At 52.7% G+C, this 22,307-nt stretch carries 22 protein-coding genes; 7 read left to right on the forward strand and 15 right to left on the reverse strand.

Translation table 11 applies throughout. The features are described from left to right. Positions 1-304 precede the first annotated feature (304 nt). A complete protein-coding gene (locus tag RHJ31_RS04250; protein ID WP_310445850.1) occupies positions 305-499 on the reverse strand; it encodes a hypothetical protein in 195 nt (64 codons plus the stop codon). A 225-nt stretch (positions 500-724) separates the two neighbouring features. Between RHJ31_RS04250 and RHJ31_RS04255 the strand changes: the two genes are divergently transcribed. Beyond that, positions 725-1,129, forward strand: a complete 405-nt coding sequence (locus RHJ31_RS04255; RefSeq protein WP_206200291.1) for an NIL domain-containing protein — start codon at positions 725-727, stop codon at positions 1,127-1,129. Between the two features lies 1 nt (position 1,130). Here RHJ31_RS04255 and RHJ31_RS04260 read toward each other — a convergent pair whose 3' ends face one another. Further along, the gene (locus RHJ31_RS04260; RefSeq protein WP_302677489.1) at positions 1,131-1,712 is read right to left on the reverse strand and encodes a Uma2 family endonuclease; all 582 of its coding nucleotides are present in this window, start codon (positions 1,710-1,712) and stop codon (positions 1,131-1,133) included. 62 nt (positions 1,713-1,774) lie between these two features. Here RHJ31_RS04260 and RHJ31_RS04265 point away from each other — a divergent pair, with 62 nt between their 5' ends. The 3 genes from RHJ31_RS04265 (at position 1,775) to RHJ31_RS04275 (ending at position 4,498) form a co-directional block, all read left to right on the forward strand. Further along, complete coding sequence (locus RHJ31_RS04265; protein WP_302677490.1) at positions 1,775-2,428, forward strand: TIGR02281 family clan AA aspartic protease; 654 nt, start codon at positions 1,775-1,777, stop codon at positions 2,426-2,428. Between the two features lie 3 nt (positions 2,429-2,431). Beyond that, complete coding sequence (gene rdgB, locus RHJ31_RS04270) at positions 2,432-3,016, forward strand: RdgB/HAM1 family non-canonical purine NTP pyrophosphatase (protein ID WP_302677491.1); 585 nt, start codon at positions 2,432-2,434, stop codon at positions 3,014-3,016. Between the two features lie 282 nt (positions 3,017-3,298). After that, the gene (locus RHJ31_RS04275) at positions 3,299-4,498 is read left to right on the forward strand and encodes a hypothetical protein (protein ID WP_302677492.1); all 1,200 of its coding nucleotides are present in this window, start codon (positions 3,299-3,301) and stop codon (positions 4,496-4,498) included. Here the strand turns inward: RHJ31_RS04275 and RHJ31_RS04280 are convergent. The 11 genes from RHJ31_RS04280 to RHJ31_RS04330 form a co-directional block, all read right to left on the reverse strand. After that, positions 4,495-6,621 carry a glycosyltransferase family 2 protein gene (locus tag RHJ31_RS04280; RefSeq protein ID WP_310445738.1) on the reverse strand — a complete coding sequence of 709 codons (2,127 nt, stop codon included), beginning with the start codon at positions 6,619-6,621 and terminating at the stop codon, positions 4,495-4,497. The two genes, RHJ31_RS04275 and RHJ31_RS04280, sit on opposite strands and share 4 nt — an antisense overlap. Positions 6,622-7,140: 519 nt before the next feature. After that, positions 7,141-9,348 carry a glycosyltransferase family 2 protein gene (locus RHJ31_RS04285; protein WP_302677494.1) on the reverse strand — a complete coding sequence of 736 codons (2,208 nt, stop codon included), beginning with the start codon at positions 9,346-9,348 and terminating at the stop codon, positions 7,141-7,143. Between the two features lie 3 nt (positions 9,349-9,351). Further along, positions 9,352-10,605, reverse strand: a complete 1,254-nt coding sequence (locus tag RHJ31_RS04290; RefSeq protein WP_302677499.1) for an HlyD family secretion protein — start codon at positions 10,603-10,605, stop codon at positions 9,352-9,354. Further along, positions 10,602-11,102 carry a gamma-glutamylcyclotransferase family protein gene (locus tag RHJ31_RS04295; protein WP_206200283.1) on the reverse strand — a complete coding sequence of 167 codons (501 nt, stop codon included), beginning with the start codon at positions 11,100-11,102 and terminating at the stop codon, positions 10,602-10,604. Before RHJ31_RS04295 ends, RHJ31_RS04290 begins: the two co-directional genes overlap by 4 nt. Further along, positions 11,102-11,563, reverse strand: coding sequence for a tRNA (cytidine(34)-2'-O)-methyltransferase (locus RHJ31_RS04300; RefSeq protein WP_302677500.1), 462 nt, complete (start codon positions 11,561-11,563; stop codon positions 11,102-11,104). The genes RHJ31_RS04295 and RHJ31_RS04300 overlap by 1 nt, the downstream gene beginning before the upstream one ends. Before the next feature lie 27 nt (positions 11,564-11,590). Next, positions 11,591-12,397: an acyl-ACP--UDP-N-acetylglucosamine O-acyltransferase gene (gene lpxA, locus RHJ31_RS04305; protein ID WP_315862932.1), complete on the reverse strand. Its 807-nt coding sequence runs from the start codon at positions 12,395-12,397 to the stop codon at positions 11,591-11,593. Between the two features lie 12 nt (positions 12,398-12,409). Then, positions 12,410-12,871 carry a 3-hydroxyacyl-ACP dehydratase FabZ gene (fabZ, locus tag RHJ31_RS04310; RefSeq protein WP_206200282.1) on the reverse strand — a complete coding sequence of 154 codons (462 nt, stop codon included), beginning with the start codon at positions 12,869-12,871 and terminating at the stop codon, positions 12,410-12,412. A 62-nt stretch (positions 12,872-12,933) separates the two neighbouring features. After that, the gene (gene lpxC, locus RHJ31_RS04315; RefSeq protein ID WP_302677502.1) at positions 12,934-13,791 is read right to left on the reverse strand and encodes a UDP-3-O-acyl-N-acetylglucosamine deacetylase; all 858 of its coding nucleotides are present in this window, start codon (positions 13,789-13,791) and stop codon (positions 12,934-12,936) included. Positions 13,792-13,802: 11 nt separating this feature from the next. Further along, positions 13,803-15,839, reverse strand: coding sequence for a BamA/TamA family outer membrane protein (locus RHJ31_RS04320; protein ID WP_302677503.1), 2,037 nt, complete (start codon positions 15,837-15,839; stop codon positions 13,803-13,805). A 116-nt stretch (positions 15,840-15,955) separates the two neighbouring features. Continuing rightward, positions 15,956-16,537, reverse strand: a complete 582-nt coding sequence (locus RHJ31_RS04325; RefSeq protein ID WP_302677505.1) for a thioredoxin family protein — start codon at positions 16,535-16,537, stop codon at positions 15,956-15,958. 182 nt (positions 16,538-16,719) lie between these two features. Then, entirely contained in the window at positions 16,720-16,956 is a 237-nt protein-coding gene (locus RHJ31_RS04330; RefSeq protein WP_225901576.1) for a hypothetical protein, read from the reverse strand. Between the two features lie 173 nt (positions 16,957-17,129). On the opposite strand from RHJ31_RS04330, the gene surE reads away from it, so the two are divergent. Then, complete coding sequence (gene surE / locus RHJ31_RS04335; RefSeq protein WP_302677506.1) at positions 17,130-17,933, forward strand: 5'/3'-nucleotidase SurE; 804 nt, start codon at positions 17,130-17,132, stop codon at positions 17,931-17,933. Here surE and xth read toward each other — a convergent pair. Continuing rightward, positions 17,919-18,704, reverse strand: coding sequence for an exodeoxyribonuclease III (gene xth / locus RHJ31_RS04340; RefSeq protein WP_302677507.1), 786 nt, complete (start codon positions 18,702-18,704; stop codon positions 17,919-17,921). The two genes, surE and xth, sit on opposite strands and share 15 nt — an antisense overlap. Before the next feature lie 102 nt (positions 18,705-18,806). Between xth and RHJ31_RS04345 the strand changes: the two genes are divergently transcribed. After that, complete coding sequence (locus RHJ31_RS04345) at positions 18,807-20,246, forward strand: DUF3084 domain-containing protein (RefSeq protein ID WP_206200276.1); 1,440 nt, start codon at positions 18,807-18,809, stop codon at positions 20,244-20,246. 97 nt (positions 20,247-20,343) lie between these two features. Next, positions 20,344-21,411 (forward strand): calcium/proton exchanger, encoded by a 1,068-nt coding sequence (gene cax, locus RHJ31_RS04350; protein ID WP_206200275.1) that lies wholly within the window; start codon positions 20,344-20,346, stop codon positions 21,409-21,411. On the opposite strand, the gene RHJ31_RS04355 is transcribed toward cax, so the two are convergent. Beyond that, on the reverse strand, positions 21,408-22,253 hold the full coding sequence (locus tag RHJ31_RS04355) for a transglutaminase family protein (protein WP_206200274.1): 846 nt from the start codon (positions 22,251-22,253) through the stop codon (positions 21,408-21,410). The two genes, cax and RHJ31_RS04355, sit on opposite strands and share 4 nt — an antisense overlap. Positions 22,254-22,307 lie beyond the last annotated feature (54 nt).

Consider the following 22,307-nt stretch of genomic DNA (forward strand, 5'->3'; position numbering starts at 1 on the left):
TCAAAATAGATATAATTGCACTCGGTAACCAATCACGGTTTCTATAGGTATACGTCTAGGTTTCTCGATTAGACTGCAGGAATCTTGATAATTAGTCTTGTGCCGCTTTCATCGCACCACGATCTCCCCCACCCCATCCACCAACATAGGAACTCCCATGATCCTCTAGGCTCCAAGAAGCGCAATATTTCCGTCGGTGACCACATCGAACTATTTCCTCTTTGATTTCAATGTTACTCCCTGAGACGTATTCAACTAATATTTCATTTCGTTTATACAATCCCCAAAACCAATATTCTTTAACTCAGCGCTGGGCAGTGGCGGTCATATCTTTCGTTTCAGTGCGCTGACAACTCAACTGTACTGAAAGGATGGAAGAAAAGTATAATTTTAAGAAAATGATTATCAAGCCAGCAAGCATCCATAAAAGAGCCATTTCATCAGCAACGGATGAACCTTCTAGCTTGATTTGAGATTCGTTTTTCTTTGCGATGTTCATTTTTAATAATTTATTAAATTTTGACAAAAATTCTCTATCTCATCCCTATCTAGCAGGGTAACAATTTCACCTTGGAGATGGCTTTTAGGTTTATAGACTAGTAAACAAAATTTAGTGGTTTTTCATTTTCAATTCCTATGAAAAGGGCTGTGCACTAACTTTCACAGCGTTGCGAGTGTGCGATACTTGTGGAAAGGGCTGTACTGCGATGCAAAGCTTCAACCAGTGAAAAAGCGAGTCACATTGACATTCCCTCGACGGACGATTCAAATGCCCGTCACCTATCGCCTAGCCAAGGACTTTAACATTGCTGCCAATATCATTCGCGCCCAAGTGGCACCTAACCAAGTGGGCAAACTGGTTCTAGAGTTGGCTGGGGACATTGATCAAATGGAGGCCGCCCTAGAATGGTTGCGGCAACAGAATATTGAGGTTTCCCTTGCCAGCCGTGAAATTGTGATTGATGAGCAGGCCTGTGTCCACTGTGGCCTCTGTACGGGGGTATGCCCCACTCAGGCGCTGACGCTCCATCCAGAGACGTTTCAACTCCAATTTACCCGCTCCCGTTGCATTGTCTGTGAGCAATGTGTGACCGCGTGTCCGATGGAGGCGATTCACACCAACTTTTAATTCAACTCCTCAACTCCTCCTCAAGGGTCACGTCTTGATAGATATCAGACAAGTGGCCTTGCCAAGCGATGCTCTTGAGTTCAACCGAATTTTGTGGCGGGGAATAGGCCTGCCAAACCCATAAGCCCGAGGTACTGCGACGAAAGGTCTCTAGCCGCTGCTGACGAGTATTGACCAGCACGTATTCCTCTAGCGTCTCAAGGCTTTGATAGTCAAGGAACTTATCGCCGCGATCAAAGGCCTCTGTTGAAGGAGAGAGCACCTCAATCACCAAGCAAGGAAAAGATTTATAGAGAGAGGTTTGCCGATCCCGTGGATCGCAGGTAACAAAAAGATCCGGATAGTAAAAGCAATTTCGCTGCTCCAGACGCACTTTCATATCTGAAATGTAGAGACGACAGTCCCGTTGGCGCACCGTTGGTTGTAGCAGAGTTGCCAAATTTAAGGCTAAGGTGACATGGGCATCGCTTGCCCCTGCCATTGCGTAGATCTGACCGTTGATGTATTCGTGCTTGACCCGACTTTGGGTTTCCCGTTGCAGATAGTCTTCAGGACTCAGTTGTGGCGAAGGTTGCGTGCTCATTGGCAGCCTAGAATAGCCAGCGCTTATCTCGCTACTATTGATCCTAGGGTACGAAGAAAATTATGACCCAACAACACGGATATTGGGCACTGGCAACGCTGGCGGGGATGATGCTCCTGATTGCCCCGGCCAAGGGGGTGCCTGCGGTGGCACTGCCAGAAAGTTTTTATCGGGCGATCGCCAGCCAAGACTGGGCAACAGCGGTGCAAATTCTCGATCAGGTCATTCGTGCCCATCCCCAACAGGCGCCAGCCCTTACTAGCTATCGTCAAGAATTGGTGCGGCTGCAACAACTTCCCCGAACCCCTGCTCCGCCCATGGCAACAGTGATCACCCAGCCCAGTGGCATCGTACCGATTCTGCGGCGGCAGGGAGGAATTCCCGTTATCCCAGTGATGTTTAATCAACGGTTACGGTTTGAGATGCTAGTGGATTCAGGCGCCAGTATGACAGTGATTACGCGATCGATGGCACGCGCTTTAGGCATTACCCCCGCTCAAGTGGTGGATAATCGCGTGTTTCATACCGCGAATGGTCAAGTGGTGCTGCCGGTGGTCTATGTCCAATCCATCAGCGTCGGCGGTTTTCATCGGAAGCAAGTGCCCGTTGCTGTCGCTGGGCCTGAAATGACCATTGGCCTATTGGGGCAGGATTTTCTCCAGCACTTTGATGTCAGTTTGCGGCAAGATCATATTCAGTTGCAGCGTCGTCCTTAGGCAATGCCCATTCTCGCCCAAGCGGTCTTAGCCAGTCACAATGCCGGTAAAGTCAGAGAGTTTCAAGGCTGGTTACAGCCATGGATTGGGGAGTTGCTGCCCCTGCCAGCCACGATTGAGATTGCTGAAACTGCGGATTCCTTTGTGGGCAACGCCTGTTTGAAGGCCACCACTGCCGCTCAGGAGCTGGGAACGTGGGCGATCGCTGATGATTCGGGGCTAGCTGTTCATGCCCTTGGGGGCGCACCAGGGATCTATTCGGCGCGCTACGGTGCGACGGATGCTGAGCGTATTGAGCGTCTATTACGGGAAATGGCCGGTGTCAGCGATCGCGCCGCTGAATTTATTTGTGTCATTGCCCTCGCGCGTCCCGATGGCACGATTGCCGTTACGACCGAAGGACGGTGTGCAGGCGAGATTTTAACGGCGCCCCGCGGTCAGAGGGGGTTTGGCTACGATCCTATCTTTTGGGTGCCCAGTCAGCAGCGTACCTTTGCCGAGATGAGTCCCACTGAAAAGCAACAGGTCAGTCATCGGGGTCAGGCATTGCAGCGGCTGCGGGAGTATTTGCAAACCTTTGATCCGTAGATTCACGGTTGTTGGCAGCAAGCTTTTTGTCCTACACTGACGCCAATAGTGTTCCTCAACCAACCTGTGGCTCCTATGCAAGAACGGGTCTAGCATCACAAAGTTGCATTAGACAATGCTTCCTATAGAAAGAAATTCACAGGGAATATAATGAGAACAAGGGGGCACGTCCCCTAGGCCCAGTGGCTGGCAGTCTTCTTGCCGTGATTCAAAGCAAAAACTATGGGCGATCGCGAATTAATAGACCAATTTATTAAAGACTTGATTCAGAAAAATTCGCGAATGCTCTCGAATCGGCACCTGCGCGTAGAAACCACCTTTGATGAAGTTCAGTTAATTTCCTACAGGGATGGCATTGTTGCTCGGGTGAAAACAGATGCCCCTACCCTTGCCATTGAAGTACGGGATGCCTCCCCCTATCGGCCTCTGATTCAAGAGGTAATGGTGGATTATGAGATCTTCCAAGTCGGCGTGGCTCAGACCCCCGGATGTTTGCGTTACGAACATCGCACCGTTCCCGAAGGCTATGTGATCCAATATACCGAAGCAGGAGTGCTGTGGAAAGACCGCTGGGCACGGGGTAAGCGACGCGGTGCTCTTACGGGGGGCAACTCCCTTGGCATGGATGCGATGATTCTCTATCGGGGCACTTGGTATCCCATTCAAAGCGTCAATGCGGCCAATGGCTTTGTTGCCATTCGTACCTTGGGCGGGGAAGCCACCTACAGTGCCTCTGACTTTTTGGTGTGGCTGAAAAAAGAGGAAAAAGACACCGCCGAGAGTCCCAGTCAGATCAGTGCCTACAAACGGGGAGAACGCATGGGAGACATTGACAGCGCCCCCACCCAAATCCTTGAGGCTACGGAAATGAGGGCTGCCAAGGCCAGTGGCACCCCATCAACGCCAATTGCCTCCCCTGCTGGCGAACCGGAGAAGGAAGAAGATCACGCCGTCATTTTGCCGTCAGCGCCACCGGTACCTGCGGTTGCAGCAACAGTTTCAACGCCCCCTGAGCCTGCGCAACCGCTTGAAGCCACCCAAGGGTATCCAGCGGCCAACTACGAGCATTCTGTGGGCTATCCCCACCCCAACTACGATTATTCCCAAGGGTATCCAGCGGCCAACTCCAACTACGAGCGTTCCGTGGGTTATCCCCACCCCAACTACGACTATTCCCAAGGGTATCCAGCGGCCAACTACGAGCATTCTGTGGGCTATCCCCACCCCAACTATGACTATTCCCAAGGGTATCCAGCGGCCAACTACGAGCACTCCGTTGGCTATGCCCATCCCAGTTATGGTCAGCCCTACCCGCCCCAAACCTACCAGCACATTGATCCCAACATTCAGATGGCGCTGACGTATCTCCAATCTAGCTTGGCCTATCTGCTACAAGTGGAGCCAAAAAACGCCAATATCCATGCAGCCATTCGCGCTACCAGTATGGCGATTCAAAATCTCCTCACCCTTCTCAATGGTTAGCGGCTCTCGGCGAGGGGATGCAGGCGAAGGACACTTTGAATCATTGCCCAAGCGGTTTTAATCTCAGGCACACGAACTTCATCCCATTGGCCGGGTTGACAGTAAAGATAACGAATAAAGCGACGTTGCTTTGGCAAAGAAAAGGGAAGAAACTGCACACCAATCTCTAGAGCCGTGGCGTTTTTTCCTAACGCCACCATTCTTGACCACCGCAGTTGGATCGGTAAGCGCAAGTAGACCAAAGGGCTCGGCGCCAGAAAGTGCAGTTCCCCTCGGGGGTCATCTAACAACTCCGCCGGCAACCTATTGAGGCGTATTCGTGCCCCCTCCTCAGACAGGTCAACCGTTTGTCCGCCATAGCAGTTGTCCCCAACGATGAGTTCACAGGGTTCAGAACGCAGGAACCGCGGATGTCGTCGCTGCGGCACATCAATGGCCACTAGAGCACAGACCAAAATCAAGAGAAAGTTGTAGCTAGACCAGACCATGTTAATGGCCAAACTATCGGGATTGACCAGCGTCTCTTGCAAAGGCGAACTCCGCCAAATGAGACCAAACATCATCAGAGCGGCAATGATTAACAAGGGACGAATGACTGGCCAATTAACATTGATGCGATGGGGATCCACAATCCCCTTAGGCGTGACTTTGAAGGTTTTGCCCCTCGGACTGATCAGGGTGCGAATCACTGTGATGGCCATGGGAAAGGCAATGATGGTTTCATAAACATCGGACCAAAAGGCGGAGCGGCGGCCTTCGGTAAGCCAGGAAAAGGCCATGATATTGCCCAAATAGTAGGGACAGTAAAAGTACACTACCTCGTTAATTGTGGCGCGCAGGGGCGCAAGACCAAACAGTAAAAAGGCCAAAGGTGCCAAGAGAAAAATCACGCGGGGGATCGACAGCAGCCAATAGAGCACCCCCAAGCTATGGTAGAACCGCTGCATCAGGTTCAGGTTGGGAATGGTCAAGAAATTGGACTTCAAAAAGAGCATCTGTAGCGTTCCTTGCCCCCAGCGCAGCCGCTGGTTAATGTAGGCACCAATCGTTTCTGGGGACATGCCCGCAGAGAGAGCTTCGTTGAGGTACTTGACGCGATAGCCGCGCCCTTGGAGGTACATAGAGGTCAAGTAATCTTCGGTAATGCTGTCGGTAGGGATGCCGCCAATCTCATCAAGGGCACTGCGGCGAATGACAAAGCACGTCCCACAGCAAATCACGGCATCAAAGAAGTCCCGACTGGGTTGGATAAAGCGAAAGAAAAGGGTCTGCTCGTTGTTGAGAATACCCTCAAGGCCAAGGTTGACGGTGATGGGGTCTTCGTTGAAAAAGTGCTGTGGCGTCTGCACCATTGCGGTCTTGGGGTCTTGGAAAAAGCCGACGGTGCGAGTCAGGAAGTTGCGGCTGGGGACAAAATCAGCATCAAAGACTGCTATCAGTTCGCCCGTGAGGGTGGGGAGAGCATGGTTAATGTTGCCGGCTTTGGCATGGCGGTTGTCGGGGCGATCGCGATATTCACAGCCCAGTTCTGCTGCTAGGGCACGCACCGCCGACCGTCGGGTATCGTCCAGCAAGTAGATGCGCTTGTGGGGGTAGTCCATGGCTTGGCAGGCAATGACTGAACGCCGCAAAATGTCCACCCCTTCGTTGTAGGTGGGCAGAATCACATCCACCCAGGGCAAATACTCCCCCCGAATCACGGCTTGGCTCAGGCGATCGGCCTCAGGGCTGCGGCCTTTGGAAAAGATACACAGGGCAAAAAAGCAAATGGTATTTGTTAGGGTCAGTAGTTCAGCGATAAATAACAGAATCGAAATCGTGCCATTGAGGGGATCATCTAGGTTGAGGCTGTTAAAAAAACGCCAGAGGATATACCGCAGTGCCAACAGGGTCAGCCCCAAACCCACAATTAAACGCGACCAAAAATTGGGCTTGGGGGAAATCTCCTTCAGGAAGAACGTAATGGCAATCCAGACTAGTGTGGGCAATAGGAGTGCTTGAAGCGTCGTGCCGTCAGCCCGCAGCAGCGCTTTCCCCTCGTGCCAAAGACCGACTAAGTTGGGTAGAAAGTTTTGCCAATCCAGTTGACTCAGCAGGACGGCCAGAAATGCGCCACTGCCCAACAGTAAAAGCCACAGATCAGGGCTAATACGTCGCGATCGCGCAGCTGCCTGTGGCGTAGGCGGCCTCGATGGCTGAGAAACCCTAGGGGATAGGTTGTTAGTTTCAAGTAGCTTCATGGGAACACAGTCAGCTGGGATGAAGCTCTACATCCTGTACTCACTCAGAGTTGAACAACACCACGACCTCAAAATTACGATCGGGTAAACAACTCTTTAGATTTCAACTATTTTCAATGCTTTGATCAATGAGTCTTGGATGTAGCAGTCGTGTTAATTGATTGGATGAATAACAACGCTTCTAAATGCAAGACTAATTGTCAGCAAAATTTCTGACTGCCTAGAATAATTGCAGCGAATTCGTAGTCTAAAAAATATGGCCGCTTTGGCTTGGCAAGAATGGGACAGATGTAATTTTTCACCATGGTGCTAATCCATTTAGGGAACTTACCTCTAGTGTACTCAATGCTTTAGCAAAACTAAGCCTACACCGAAAAATTAAAGCAAAAATTCAACAATGGGCTAGCGACTTTCGGCAAGGGGATGCAGGCGAAAGACACTTTGAATCATTGCCCAAGCGGTCTTAATTTCAGGCACACGAGTTTCATGCCATTGCCCCGGTTGGCAGTAGAGGTAGGGGATCAGGTGACGGTGCTCTGCCAAGGATAGATCCACAAAGCGAATGCGCATTTCGACAGGGTTGCTGCTCGCCCCCTGCTGAAGTTGAATCAGGCGCTCCTGATCGTGCCAGCGCAGCTCTGCCGAGAGCCATAGATCTGCGAGTTCGCTAGGAGGCAAGAGGCGAAATTGGGCACTATAGGTTCGCAATCCCTGCGGCGAAGCATGGTTTTCCTGACAAGTGTCACAGCGGCGGATTTGTAAGCGGGCGCCCTCTTCAGAAATATCCACAGTTTGCCCGACGTAGCGATCGCCCCCAACAATGAGTTCACAGGGTTCAGCCCGCAGAAAGCGAGTAAAACGGCGCTGCGGTACATCAATAGCCACCAGCATACACACCAACAGCAGCGACAGATTATAGATTGACCAGACGATATTTACCGCCAAGCTATCGGGGTTGACAATCGTATCCTGCAGGGGAGAACTGCGCCAGATCAGGCCAACAATCGTCAAAATGGCAATGATCATCAGGGGACGAATCAGCGGCCAGTTGATATTGATGCGATGGGGATCCACCACCCCTTTGGGGGTCACTTTGAAGGTTTTACCCCTCGGACTAATGAGTGTGCGAATGACCGTGATCGCCATCGGAAAGGCAATAATCGTTTCATAGACATCCGACCAAAAAGCGGAGCGGCGACCTTCGGTGAGCCATGAAAAGGCCATGATATTCCCCAGATAGTAGGGAAAGTAAAAGTAAAGAATCTCGTTCACCGTTGCTCGCAAAGGAGCAATACCAAAGAGCAAAAAGGCCAACGGTGCCAAAAGAAAGATCACCCGCGGAATGGAAAGAAACCAGTAGATGATACTCAAGGAATGGGAGAGGCGCTGCGTTAACCGCAGAGTAGGGGCAGTAAAAAAGTTTCCCCCCAAAAAGAGCATTTGCAGTGTGCCCTGCCCCCAGCGCAGCCGTTGGTTAATGTAGGCACTAATCGTCTCCGGGGACATACCCGCCGCCAAGGCTTCATTGAGGTATTTGACGCGATAGCCAAGGCTTTGCAGCTTAATGGTTGTCATGTAGTCTTCGGTGATACTGTCTGTGGGAATGCCACCAATTTCATCGAGGGCACTACGGCGAATCACAAAACAGGTACCACAGCAGACAACGGAGTCCCAGTAGTCACGACTGGACTGAATAAAGCGGAAGAAAAGGGTTTGCTCATTGTTGAGGATGCCCTCAAGGCCGAGATTGACGGCAACGGGGTCTTCATTGAAAAAATGCTGCGGCGTCTGCACCATTGCCGTCTTGGCATCTTGGAAAAAGCCAACGGTGCGGGTGAGGAAGTTGCGGCTGGGGACAAAATCAGCATCAAAGACTGCTATGAGTTCACCACTAAGGGTGGGCAGCGCATGGTTAATGTTCCCTGCTTTGGCATGGCGGTTGTCGGGGCGATCGCGATATTCACAGCCGAGTTCTGCAGCTAGGGCACGCACCGCCGGCCGTCGGGTGTCGTCCAGCAAGTAGACGCGCTTGTGGGGATAGTCCATGGCTTGGCAGGCAATCACCGAACGCCGCAAAATATCCACCCCTTCGTTGTAGGTGGGCAGAATCACATCCACCCAAGGCAAATACTCACCGCGAATCACTGCTTGACTGAGGCGATCGGCTTCGGGTGTGCGGTCAATGGAGAAAATACAGTGAAAGAAAAAGGCCACACTATTGAAAACCGTTAGCAATTCTGCCAAAAAGAGAACGACGGAGATCGTGCCATTGAGGGGATCATCCAAGTTGAGGCTATTCAACAGGCGCCAGAGTTCATAGCGAATCCCCAATAGGGCAAGACCCACACTGACAATCAGCCGTGACCAGAAGGTCGGTTTAGGGGAGAGTTCCTTTAGGAGAAACGTGATTGCCAACCAGACAAACGCCGGCAGCAGTAAAGCCTCAAGTGTGGTTCCTTGGGGGCGCATGATGGCTTGTCCGCCCTGCCAAAAACCGACAAGATTCGGCAGCAAATCTCGCCAATCCACTTGCCACAGCAGTACCCCTAGGAGGGTAAGAATGCCTAGGAGCAAGAGCCAGCCATCGGTTTGCAACGACTTGAGGCGCATGATTTAGCTTCTAAACACCACTTCGACACTTTGGCCCACACCACAGAAACGCTCAGCGGTTAAGTCCTCTGGTAGGTTGTAGAGTTGAACATCAACCGCCAGTTCATTGCGCACTAGATCGGGGGGGGGCACAGCCACATTTTCACCCACTTCGACTTTACCTGGCCCGCCGCGAATGGCACGGACAATCCCCGTTAGCCGGCGATCGCTCCCATCCAATAAGCGCACTGTTGCTTCCTGACCCACCCGCAGGCGAGGATTATCCCGCTCCGCCACCAAGCCCGTTGCCCAAACATCGCTACAGTCGAGAATTTTAACGATCGGATCCCCTGCGGTCAGGGGAATACCCAAATCCCCTGTTTTGTGGATCACTGACCAAACCACTGCGGTCGTCGGTACTGTCACGGGGGCAAGGCGTTGCAGGGAGAGTTGCTGTTTGATATTGGCAATTTCACGGCGTAGCTCGGCAATCGTTGTGGCCACTGCCAAGCGTTCAACCTCAATATCGACCAGTTCAACTTGCAAATCAATCAAACGGATCTGGGGAAAACTAAAGGTGCGTGATGCATCGAGTTGCAGTCCTTGGCGAGCCGCTTGTAGGGCTGTTTGTTGGCGGCGCAGTTCGGCCTGTTTACTCTCAACAAATTTCGCTGCTTGCTTGGCACGGGAAACGGCTTCATCGGCAAGTTGGCGCGCCACAGCCCCTGTTTCCACTAAGCTGGTATAGCGATCGGCTTCAATGCGGGCAATGGCCAGAGCTTCTTGGGCTTGGCGCAGTTCCCCTAGGGTACGCTGCACTGCCTCTTGGGCAAAGCGAACTTCAAGGGTTTGCTGACTCTGCTGATAGCGATCGAGTTGAGAAATCAGAGCCATACGGCTGTTGCGTTTCTGTTGCAGTCCCTGCTGCTGGGAAAGGGCGACATTGAGTCGAGTTTCTAGATTTTGGCGATCGGTTTCCAGTTGGGGATTGCGATCGTTGCGGATGGTACCAATTTCCGTACCGGCATTCAGGCGTTCGCCAGGGCGTAAGTCTTTTAGGGTTAGGGTGCCGGGGATCGTGGCATAGAGGGTAATCACTGTGCCATTGAGGTAGCCGACACGACTGACCACATTCCGCTGTCGCCACCAGAGGAGATAGACCGCTAAGCCAATAAGCGTCACCCCCAAGCCAATCCGCACTATCCGAAAAATGCGGCGCCGTTTCTCAGTTTGTGGGGGTTTGGTGGCAACTGCACTGGAAGATGATGAGGTATTCATATTCGGTTTTTCCACTGCCACAGCTCAGCAACATACTCAACAGGAAACCCATGCTCCTTTGCCCCTTGGAGAATTGTCTCTAAATAGTCGGCTGAAGGCCACAGGGTTTCATCAATAAAATCCTCCCCTGCCACATAAGTCAGAGCTGTTATCGCCTGACCCGTGGACGTTATGACTCTAACAAATTCATGGCGGTAATGTCCCCACTTAACACCTTCGTAAAAATCTAAGCGTTCAATGTCTGCTTCTGTGCAGCGATAAATCACACCCCAAACAGAACGGTGAGGATCAGGGACAACATTTGCTTTGCCAGTGCCATCATTACTGCGTTTATTGAACACAAGGCGATAGCCCCGCAGTTCAGCAACTTCAGCAGTGGGGACGGTACCGATGCGACGTTTTTTTTGGGCGGTACAGAGGTTGCTGCCGTAGGCAAAGTACCAGATACAGCCGTTGTCTAAAATATGGGAATCATCAAGGGGGAGTGATTCGGTCATCAAGCAGTTGAGGAATAGAGTTGGCGGTAAACTTCCATGAGGGCGATCGCCACCGAAGCCGAGAGATTCAAACTGCGCACCGCCGGCTGCCACATGGGAATTTTCAAAAAGGCGTCACAGGTCGCTAAGACATCGGCGGGGATGCCATCGGGTTCGCTGCCAAAGACCAGCCAATCGCTCGCAGCAAAGCTAAAGTCCCAGTAAATCTGCTGGGCTGAAGGTTCAAAGGCAATCAGACGCCCCCCGCTATGGGTAGTTTTGAGGAACGTCGGCCAGTCGGGGTGGCAGTGCAAGGTGACATAGGGCCAGTAATCAAGACCAGCTCGCTTGAGGTAGCGATCGCTGAGTTCAAAGCCCAAGGGTTCAATCAGATGCAGCGGTGTGTGGGTGGCAGCACAGGTGCGGGCAATATTGCCTGTATTCGGGGGAATTTGGGGATGGACAAGCACCACAGCAGGCATGGCGTTGAGTCAGTGGCAACTAGAGACTTAATCCGTTGTCGCCCGGCCACTGGGGGTTAAGCCGCGCCGTCCCTCTTCGCGGGCATAGGTTAAAAAGCGCTGTAGATGCTCTAAATACTCAGAAGGGGGTAGGGTTGCTAATTGGGCGATCGCCTGAGCAAGGGGCAAGTCCCGCCGATAGAGAATCCGAAAGGCTTCCTTGAGGTTGCGCATTTCTGCCTCCGTCACCCCAGCTCTTTGCAGCCCCACTTGATTGAGGGCACGAACCCGTGCGGGATGACCTTCCACCAGCATATAGGGGGGCACATCGCGATCTACCCGTGCCATGGCTCCCACCATCGCTAAGCGGCCAATATGGACAAACTGATGAATGCCCACCATACCGCCAATGCGGGCCTTTGATTCAATGCAAACATGGCCAGCGATCGAGGCCGCATTTGTAATCACCACCTGATCCTCAATCACACAATCATGGGCCACATGGACATAGGCCAGCAACAGATTGTGGTTACCAATAATTGTGGCATCCCCTTCGCCGTTGGCACGGTTGATCGTCACAAACTCGCGAATCGTGTTGTAGTCACCAATGCGCAGGGCACTATTGGCACCCGTATATTTTTGATCCTGAGAAGCCGTGCCGATGATCGCTCCCGGAAAGATACGATTACCTACCCCCACCTCCGTTGGCCCTTCAATAATCACGTGGGCACCAATTTCGGTATGGGCACCAACGCGCACCTGTTCGCCAATCACGGCATAGGGGCCGACCCGAACTGTGGGATGTAGCTCGGCACTGGGATGAATGACAGCAGTAGGATGGATCAGTGTTTGCATCATTGATTGTGACTAGTCCACCAGCGAGAACATCATCTCGCCCTCACAGACCAATTGACCATTCACCTCAGCCCGTCCTTGCATTTTGCCGATGCGCTGCTGCTTGACAACAAGAAGCTCGGCCCGCAGGATTAACTGATCGCCGGGGAGGACGGGACGGCGAAAGCGCACCTTATCAATGCCCGCAAACACAGAAAGCTTATCCTTTGCCCAGTTCATCTGCATCAGGACAACCCCTCCCACTTGGGCAAGGGCTTCCACAATGAGCACCCCCGGCATAATTGGGCGACCGGGAAAGTGCCCTTGGAAAAAGGGTTCGTTGATCGTGACGTTTTTCAGCCCCACGGCATACTTTTCTGGAACATAGTCAATGATCCGATCCACCAGCAGAAAGGGATAGCGATGGGGAAGCAACTGCTGAAGATCAGTAACCGTCAGCACAGTGGTGGGTGGGGAGTCAGTCAACGTTGGCATAGGGATAGGGGTCAGCTTCACATCAAAGATATACACAAATCATAGGGGAGAATGGTTGCCGACTAAACCATCTGTTGGGCGATCGCCCGTGCCAATTGGGTATGCAGATGATGACTCGCCCGATAGGCGACATAATGCGCGATGGGGGGTGTCCCTAGGAGGGCTAAATCTCCCCAAAGATCGAGTAACTTGTGGCGAACCGGTTCATCGGCAAAGCGTAACGGCGGGTTGACCCAACCACTGGCACTGCACACCAGAGCATTCTCTAAACTGCCCCCCTGAATCAGGCCTTGGCTGCGCAGATACTCCACTTGTTCAGCAAAACCAAAGGTACGGGCAGGGGCAACGGCCACCGCTAGTTCTGAAGGGGTAAAGCTACACCACTGGCGACCAATCGCCGCATAGGGGAAGTCAATACCATAGGTGAGGCGTAGCTCAGGAGCAGGAATGGCACTGACAAAGGCTGCTCCTTCGTAAATGGTGACAGGTTCCTTCAAGATGACTGCTGGTCGAGGAATCTCCTGAGGGACAACACCGACCCTTTGAATGCCTTCTAACCAAGGTTGCGCCGAGCCATCGAGCACCGGCACCTCAGAGCCTGTGATCTCAATCCTGACATTATCAATACCAGCGATCGCCAGCGCTGCCAAGAGATGTTCAACCGTGCGCACACTGGCGCCATTGGCGACCAACTCCGTTGCCAACTGAGTGGATTGAACCGCATCAATCTGAGCAGGAATCACGGGCTGTCTCTCCAGATCAAGGCGCACAAACTGTCGCCCCGTGTTGGCGGGTGAGGGTTTCAAGGTCACTTCAACTGATTGACCAGAATGCAAACCTACCCCTGACCATTGGGCAGCCTTTCCAAGAGTTTGCTGTGCAGTTGCAGTCGGTGCCGTTGGTACAGAGGTCGTTACCATGGGTATTTCTCCTAGAAGCGCTCGCCAATGCCAAAGCTGAAGGCACTGCCCCCTTCATTATTCCAGCCAAAGTCAATGCGGATATTGCCTAGGGGGGTATTCACCCGCAGCCCTGCCCCGTAGCCTAGCCCCTCTCCGGGTTTACCGCGCACAATCCCCGGCTGACCGGGTACGCTGCGTTGGGTACCGAGCAAACTGGCTCCATCCACAAAGAGGGCGCCACCAACAATATTAAAAATGGGGAACCGATACTCTATTGTCCCTTGCACAAAGGCGCGCCCGGAGCCGATCGCCCCCTCTTCCCAACCGCGCACGGAGTTGGCACCGCCAATCGTAAAGGATTCATAGGGGGGCAAATCACCAAAAATGTTGCCCGCTTGGATATTGAAGGCAAGGGTTTGTGGCCCCTCAATGCGCAAAAACTTCACTGGAATATAGAAGCTATAGCTGCCCCGCACCCGGTTCATTAAGATGTTGCCTGCCCCCACAGGGATTGACTGATCCACCCCTAAGCGAATCACCTGACCACTGGTTGGCCGCAGCGGATCATTGCGCAGGTCTCGCAGAATTGCCGCCTGCACCGTAAACAGGTCATTAAAACCACGGCAAACACCATTGTCTGGAAAGGTTAAGCAGTTGCCTGAAGCATCCGTATTAAAGCGGCTAAAACCACTGTCTAGGGAGGTAACCCGCTGATATTGCAGCCCCAAGGAACCGGTCCAAGCGGTGCGTATCTGATCCCGATCCTTCGTAAAGGGTCGCGTAAAGAAAACGGCACTCCCCAAGCGGTTAATCCGCGGAAAGTCACCATTGGACAAGCGAACATCAATTGGGCCATTGGTGAAGGTGGTGGGCACTGTCAGGCGGTTAAAGGCACTCACGGTGTAGGAGGTGCGATAGGGATCCCCCTTAATCCAAGGATCGGTAAAGTTAATGTCAAAGAGAAACTCCCCTTCCGTCCCCCCTTGGGCTTCAACACCAAATTTCCAGTTGCGACCAAAGAGGTTGTTTTGTTGGAATGCCACTGTGCCAAATAGCCCCGCAGCGGAACTATAGCCCGCCCCAGCAGAAATACTGCCCGTATTGCGCTCTTTGATATTCAAAATCAAGTTAACCTTGCGGGGATCTTGACCGGGTTCAAGGGCAACTTGTACATCCTCAAAGAGTCCCAATTCAAAGAGGCGTCGCAAATCTGCTTGCACGGTATTTTGGTTGAGAACCACGCCGGGCTGGGTGTCCATTTCACGGCTAATCACAAAGTCACGGGTACGCTGTTTTGTCGGCTCTCCTTCTTTATTCAGGAAGCGATAGGTGACTGCTTCAACCACCCCTTCAGCCACCTGCAATGTCACAACCCCATCGGGATCGACTTGGGGTGTACCAACCACCTGCCCCAAGATATAGCCATTGTCCCTATAGAACCGGTTGATTTGCTCAATGCCAGACTGTAGCTCTCTTAGATTGAGCGTGCGACCAATTTGCGGGGCAAAAATCTCGTTGACTTTTTCTGGGGTGAGCACTTGGTTGCCCGCTACTTGAACGGCTCGCAGTACTGGATAGGGGCGCACGACAAATGTAATCCGCACACCGAGGGGGGTATCGCTGGGGACGGCATTGACATCAGCAAAAAAGCCCGTGGCAAAGATAGCGTTGGTATCTTCTTGTAGTTGCGTGCGGGTGGTGGTACTGCCAGGGCGAGTGCGAATGACTTGATACACCAATTGCTCAAGTTCGGGTGTGGCGCCTTCAACCACCACTTCCGCAATGAGAACTTGGGGTTCATCAGCGGGGGGCTGGCTCACAGGCGGCGGGGTGGGCGGTGCTGGGGTTGCTGCGGGAGGGCTTTCAGGCGCAGGCTCTGCCGCTGGTGGCGTTGGGGATGCTGGAGTTTCCGCAGGTTGGTTTTCAGGAGGCGTGGGGGCTTCTTGGCCACGGCTGGGACTCAAAGGACCGAGGGCGATCGCCACGGTTGCCATTGCCACCGCTACCGTTTTCAGGGCAGCCCCCATTGGCTGCATTCGCACTGGCGAAAAAAGTTGGTTATTCACTGCTCACACCTAAAAAAAATCGCGTCAATACAGCCAAACCCATTGGCATTCTTATAACAGTAGGTTAATGACTCAGAAGTGGCAATAAAAGTGCCCCTCTCTTTGCCTTACCAACATTAGCCGTAATAGGCGGGTTCATTCCCCGGTTTCCACTTGATATTACAGCCAAGACTCGGTTTTTGATCCTCGCTGGGGGTTTGACCAGCTAACACGGCATCAATGGCAGCCCGCAAGTCTTTCCCAGTCACCGGTAAGCCATTCTGGGGGCGGCTATCATCGAGCTGTCCACGATACACAAGCTTGCGATCGCCATCAAACAGGAAAAAGTCCGGTGTACAGGCTGCCGTGTAAGCCTTGGCCGTTTCTTGGCTCTCGTCGTAGCAAAGCGGAAATGTAAACCCTAGTTCAGTGGCCATCGCCTTCAGGGACTCTGGGGCATCATCGGGATAGTTGGCAGCGTCATTGGCACTAATGGCAACAATCCCTAAGTCTGTGTCTTTGTAGTCGCGCCCCAGCTTCGCCAGTTCCTCTTGGACGTGTTTTACGTAGGGGCAGTGGCGACAAATAAACATCACCAGTAGGGCTTTCTTATCGGCAAAGCTACTGAGGGAAATCGTTTGCCCACTCACCACATCGGGCAGCTGAAAATCGGGAGCAACAGTACCAAGGGCAAGCATCGTGGACTCTGTCCGCGCCATAAAACCTCCTGAGAACGCTGGCAAGAGTGTTACAAATAGCAATATCGTCCCTAGTGTACTCTGTTGCGATCGTTCCTCAAAGTGGTGAGAGGAGCAACTCCCCCAACGAACGCAAAAAGCAGCAAGATCACTCCTGCTTAGATATCATCGGTTTTAATTTTTGAGCACAGAGAAAAATTGCTTTAGCCAATATAGCTTTGACGGGAGACGTGCTTCTCAAAGGTGGCTTGGGTTTGATGGAGAAGTTGCTCGCGGCTGTCGCTGGTGTGTTTCAGGGCAGGCACCAAATTGCGCGCTTGGAGTGCCATGTGCAGTTGCAAATGGGCAACGTATTCGCTGAGGTCTTCGCGGAGTAGCGGATGACTTTGATGCACAGACACAGTGTTCTCCTTCAACTGATAGTTCAGTAGGCGTTCCATAGATCCTGTCAATCCCCAAAAGCGGTCATGTCAGGAATGGTGCGTTCAAACTGTTCGGCAGGGTGGGGTGCGTCACTTAACCCTTTTAGAGGTTAACATTTCTCAGGGAGGGTGTTGCGATTTGCAATCAACTGTAATGTTTTGCCAATACTTCACGATTCAGGGGGCAGGAAATGCGGTTACTCATTGCTAATGATGATGGGGTCTTTGCCCCCGGTATTCGGGCGTTAGCAGATACGCTGGCGATCGCTGGCCATGAAGTCGTGGTTGTGTGTCCGGATCGCGAACGCTCTGCTACAGGGCATAGCCTCACGGTCTTTGATCCGATTCGCGCCGAAGTCGTTAGCGATCGCTTTCACCCCAGTATTAAGGCGTGGGCCTGCTCCGGTACCCCCTCTGACTGTGTCAAACTCGCCCTTGGTGCCCTCCTAGAGGAACCCCCAGATTTTGTTGTTTCTGGGATTAACCAAGGCTCCAACCTCGGCACGGATATTCTTTACTCCGGCACGGTGTCTGCTGCCATGGAGGGGGTGATTGAGGGAATTCCCAGTATTGCCATTAGCCTCACCAGTTTCACAGTTCATGACTTTCAGCCAGCCGCTGACTTTGCCAGTCGTCTCCTCAAGGCGCTGGAAACCGCCCCCCTGCCCCCAAAGATGCTCCTCAATGTGAATGTACCGGCGCTGCCTGCCAGTGAAATTGCTGGCGTTGTCATTACACGACAGGGGATTCGGCGCTACCATGACCTGTTCCAGAAGCGCATTGACCCTCGCGGCAAAACCTACTACTGGCTCGCTGGTGAAGTGGTTGAAGAATATCCCCAAGACCCCAATCAAGCCCCCACGGATGTGGAAGCCATTGCCCAAAACTTGATTAGTATTACGCCGTTGACCTTTGATCTTACCTACGGTCAAGGGGTGCAGGATTTAACGGAATGGCTGCGCCAACCCACTGTACAGCCTCTATTCAATCTCTAGAATCACGGGTGCATGATCACTGGGCTTGGGTAAGCGCCGCGGGGCAATATCAATGTGACAGTTGCAGGCCCGGGCTTTGACAGCGGGGGTAATGTAGAGGTGATCAATACGCCAGCCATGATTGCGGCGAAAGGCACCCGCCCGATAATCCCACCAAGAGTAGTGCCCAGGCTCCTCGGTAAAGTGGCGAAAGGCATCGTGGAAGCCAAGATCGCGAATGGCCGCTAAAAGGTTGCGTTCGGCATCGGTGGCTCCCACTTTTGTGGCGCGATCGCTGGCATCAAAAAGGTCTTTATCTTCTGGAGCAATATTAAAATCACCACAGAGAATCACCTCCCCTTGGGCAGTGAGCTGCTTGAGATAGACATGGAGGGTTTTTAACCAGTGCAGCTTATAGTGGTATTTCTCACTGTCGTACTCTCCACCGTTGGGAATATAGACATTTACCAAGGTGACATCAGGAGCTAATTGGGCGCGAATCAGTCGTTTTTGCGTATCCAACTCACTGTGACTGGGTAATTGGGGGGCAAAGCCTGCTTCTACGCCCGCAAGAGGCTGACGACTGAGAATGGCCACCCCGTTGTAGGCCTTTTGGCCACTACAATAAACTTGATACCCACGATCCAGAAAGGGCTGACGCGGGAACTCAGCATCTGTGACTTTGGTCTCCTGAAGACAGAGATAGTCCACTCCAGTGGTGTCTAACCAGTGGCACACATGGTCAAGGCGAGTGCGAATTGAGTTGACGTTCCAAGTAGCAATTTTTGGCATCGGTTGATTTCGGTCAAAGTGATTTGCCCAAACCGTTATTAGGGGCAGCATCGGCACATACTGTAGAAAGTATAGTTGGGGAGTGGCAGCAGTACCCGAAATATGGCTGGGTATGTTTTGGTGTTGGCTGTGATTATTCTTGGGGGCGCGATCGCGACGGTGGGCGATCGCCTCGGCTCAAAAGTGGGCAAAGCCCGATTGAGCTGGTTTAATTTGCGGCCTCGACAGACGGCTGTCCTGATTACCATTCTCACAGGCAGTTTAATTTCTGCCTCCACCCTTGCCATCCTCTTTGCCCTCAGCCGTGAATTGCGCGATGGCGTGCTGCGCATTGATACGATTCGCCGTCAACAAGCGGCGGCTGAACAAGAACTCGCCGAAACCCGTGCCCAAAAGGATGAAATTGAGGCGGAACTGGCACAATCCCAAATTGAACTGGCCAACATTCGCCAACGCCTTAGTCAAACCAACCAAGTCCTAGAGCAGGCCGTCAATCGTCAAACCCTCACAGAAGCAGAACTCAAGCAACTTCAAGACCGCTACACCCAAGCCCAAAAAGACCTCGAAAACTTTGAAGCCCAAGGGGCACGCCTGCGGCAAGAAATTCAGCGTTTGCAACGGGAGCGACAAGCCATCCAAGGCCGCCTCGAGGATGTGGCTAGCCAAAAAGCAGCCCTAGAAACCGCCATTCGCACGGCTCAACAGCGCCTTGCCGAGGTGGAAGGTCAAAAGGATCGTCTCCAAGCAGAGATTGATCGTATTCAGGATCAACTGGCCGTTGCCAATCAGCAGCAGCAGGTGTTACGCAATCAACAGCGCACGCTTCAGCAGGAAATTGCTGCCCTTGAGGCCAGTCGCCAACGCCTTGAGGAAAACGTGAGCATCCTGTTGTTGGGACTACGGCGGGGGACGATCGCCATTCGCACGGGGCAAGTCTTGGCCTCTGCGGTGATTCAACATGTCAAGGATCCGGCTCAGGCCACCCAAGTCATTGAAGAACTCCTGCGGGAAGCGCGGCGCAATGCCATTGTCCTGAATCGTCCCCAGAACCTCAAACCGACGGATCAGGTAATTCAAATTACCACCGAAGATGTGAACCGCCTGCGCAGCCAAATTAGTGATGGCCAGCCCTATGTGGTGCGCATTTTAGCAGCGGCCAATTATCTACAGGGGGAAAGTAATATTCTTGTGGTGCCCCAAGTGGCGCGCAATCAGGAGGTTTTCCGCGAGGGTGAGAATCTGGCTACCATTTCCTTGGATCCGAGCCAGATGACCGATGAGCAAATTTTGCAACGCTTGGATCAGTTGTTTACGGTCAGTAATCAGCGGGCGATCGCCTCGGGTGTCCTCCCCGATCCTGTGACTGGCAGTGTTGGCTCCTTTCGCCAAATTGAACTGGTGAAATTTGTCCTCGACCTCAAAGATCACCAAGGGACAATTGATATTAGCGCGGTCACTCCCACGTCTGTTTATACCGCTGGCCCTCTCACCCTTTCCCTTGTCGCCCGCCAAAATCAGCGGGTGATCCTGCGCAGTGGTTAGGCATCAGCATCATTTCCCGCGAATTGGGCTGGATTCATCAAACCACAGGCTAGGATAGAGGAGATTTTTCTCCGTTCACCACGTAAGGGGTGCCCCCATGAAGCGACTGGTTTCGATTGGTTTTTTGGTGTTTATTCCCCTCTCTATTGCCGCTGAAAAACTGGCATGGGGCGCCCTCACGGTCTTTATTTTGGCAGCACTGGCGATCGTGCCCTTGGCGATTTGGTTGAGCACCGCAACAGAGGAGGTGGCGCTGGCCACGGGGCCGACGATCGGTGGCCTCTTGAATGCCCTCTTTGGCAATGCAACGGAACTGATTATTGCTATTGTGGCGCTGCGAGCGGGTTTAGTAGATATTGTCAAAGCCAGTATTACGGGCACCCTGATGGCGAACCTTTTGCTGGTGATGGGGTTATCCATGCTGCTGGGGGGCATTCGCTACAAGGAGCAATCCTTTGCCCCAGTGGTGGCACGGGTGAATGCTTCCTCGATGACGGTGGCGATCGCCGCGATTCTCCTACCGGCAATGGTCATTTACACCTCCAGCAGTGTGCCGCCAACCGCAATTTCCAAAATGTCAGTCGTGGCCGCAATCATTCTGATTCTGGTCTATGGACTAACGTTACTCTTTTCTTTGAAAACCCACAGCTATCTTTACGATGTCAGTCAGGTGGAACTGGGGGACGAAGCGGGGCACCATGAAAAGCCGAACCTGCCCCTGTGGATCACGGTTCTAATGATTGCCACGATTGGCGTAGCCTTTGAGTCAGAAATTTTTGTCGGCGCAGTTGAAGCAGCAACGGAGGGCTTGGGTCTAACGCCCCTATTTACTGGGGTCATCCTCTTGCCGTTGGTGGGCGGTGCAGCGGAATATGTGACTGCGGTGGGGGTTGCCCTGAAAAACAATATGGATTTGTCCGTGTCCATCGCCTTGGGTTCATCCCTCTTGGTGGCGCTCTTGGTGGCACCTGTGCTGGTGCTGATTGGCCAGTTTATTGGTCAGCCGATGGATTTAAACTTTAGTCTTTTTGAAGTGGTGACGGTGATTATTGCGGTCGTGATTGCTAATGTGATTAGCCTAGATGGCCGCTCCAACTGGCTGGAGGGGGCGCTGCTGTTGGCCACCTATGGGATTCTCGGCACCGCCTTTTTCTTCCATACCTAGGAGAGGCGCTGAATCTGTAGTTGATAGGTCATGGTTGAGGTCACCCCTTGTCCCCGCAGGGTACCTTGAATGGGGGCAGCATCCGTCGGATCAGCGGCAGCCACAAGGGCAATGTGGCGATCGCTCACCGCTAGGCCGTGGGTGGGATCATAGCCGCGCCAGCCTGCCCCCGGCAAATACACTTCTACCCAGGCATGGAGGTGCCGTTCAGGATTATCCAAGTCTCCTTCCTGATAGCCACTGACAAACCGCGCCGCTAAGCCCACAGCCCGACAGGCATGGATAAACAAGACGGCTGTATCGCGACAGGAACCCATTTGTTTTGCCCAAGTCACACAGGGGGGCCAAGGGGCACCGGTTTCACGAATTTGGTGCTGACAGGTACGGTAAATTTTGTTATTGAGGTCACTGAGAAATGTGAGGACACTGCCATCGCCACTGGCTAAAATTTGCCAAGCCAATTCATAGGCAACAGGATCCACTGACGGTGATAGATAGGGATGCAAGCTAGTTGCCAGTCGCTGCGGATAGTTAAAAGGGAGGGTGACTGCCCACGAGTCAAGCAGATAGTTAAAGGGGTTGTCGCAATAGGTTTCTACTTCAGAGGTGACCTGAATCATCAGGGAGGTGGTGGGCTGTGGTGACCACCAGTAGCGTTGAATGTGATTGCCATGGACATCGAGGACAGTACTTTGGCCTTGGGGAGTTGGTAAAATTTGGAGGGAGAGCGATCGCAGGCGTTGGTGGCCATCACTACGCGGGATCAAGCGTAAATCATGGGGGGCAAGGGCAACAGGGGCGCTGTAGGTGTAGCTAGTTTGATGATAAATGCGGTATTCCATTTCATATCTAAAAGGAAGCCGCCCGAACCAATAACTGTCCAGGCGGGGTGTGGT

Source organism: Thermosynechococcus sp. JY1331 (genome assembly GCF_031583475.1).
GTDB lineage: Bacteria > Cyanobacteriota > Cyanobacteriia > Thermosynechococcales > Thermosynechococcaceae > Thermosynechococcus.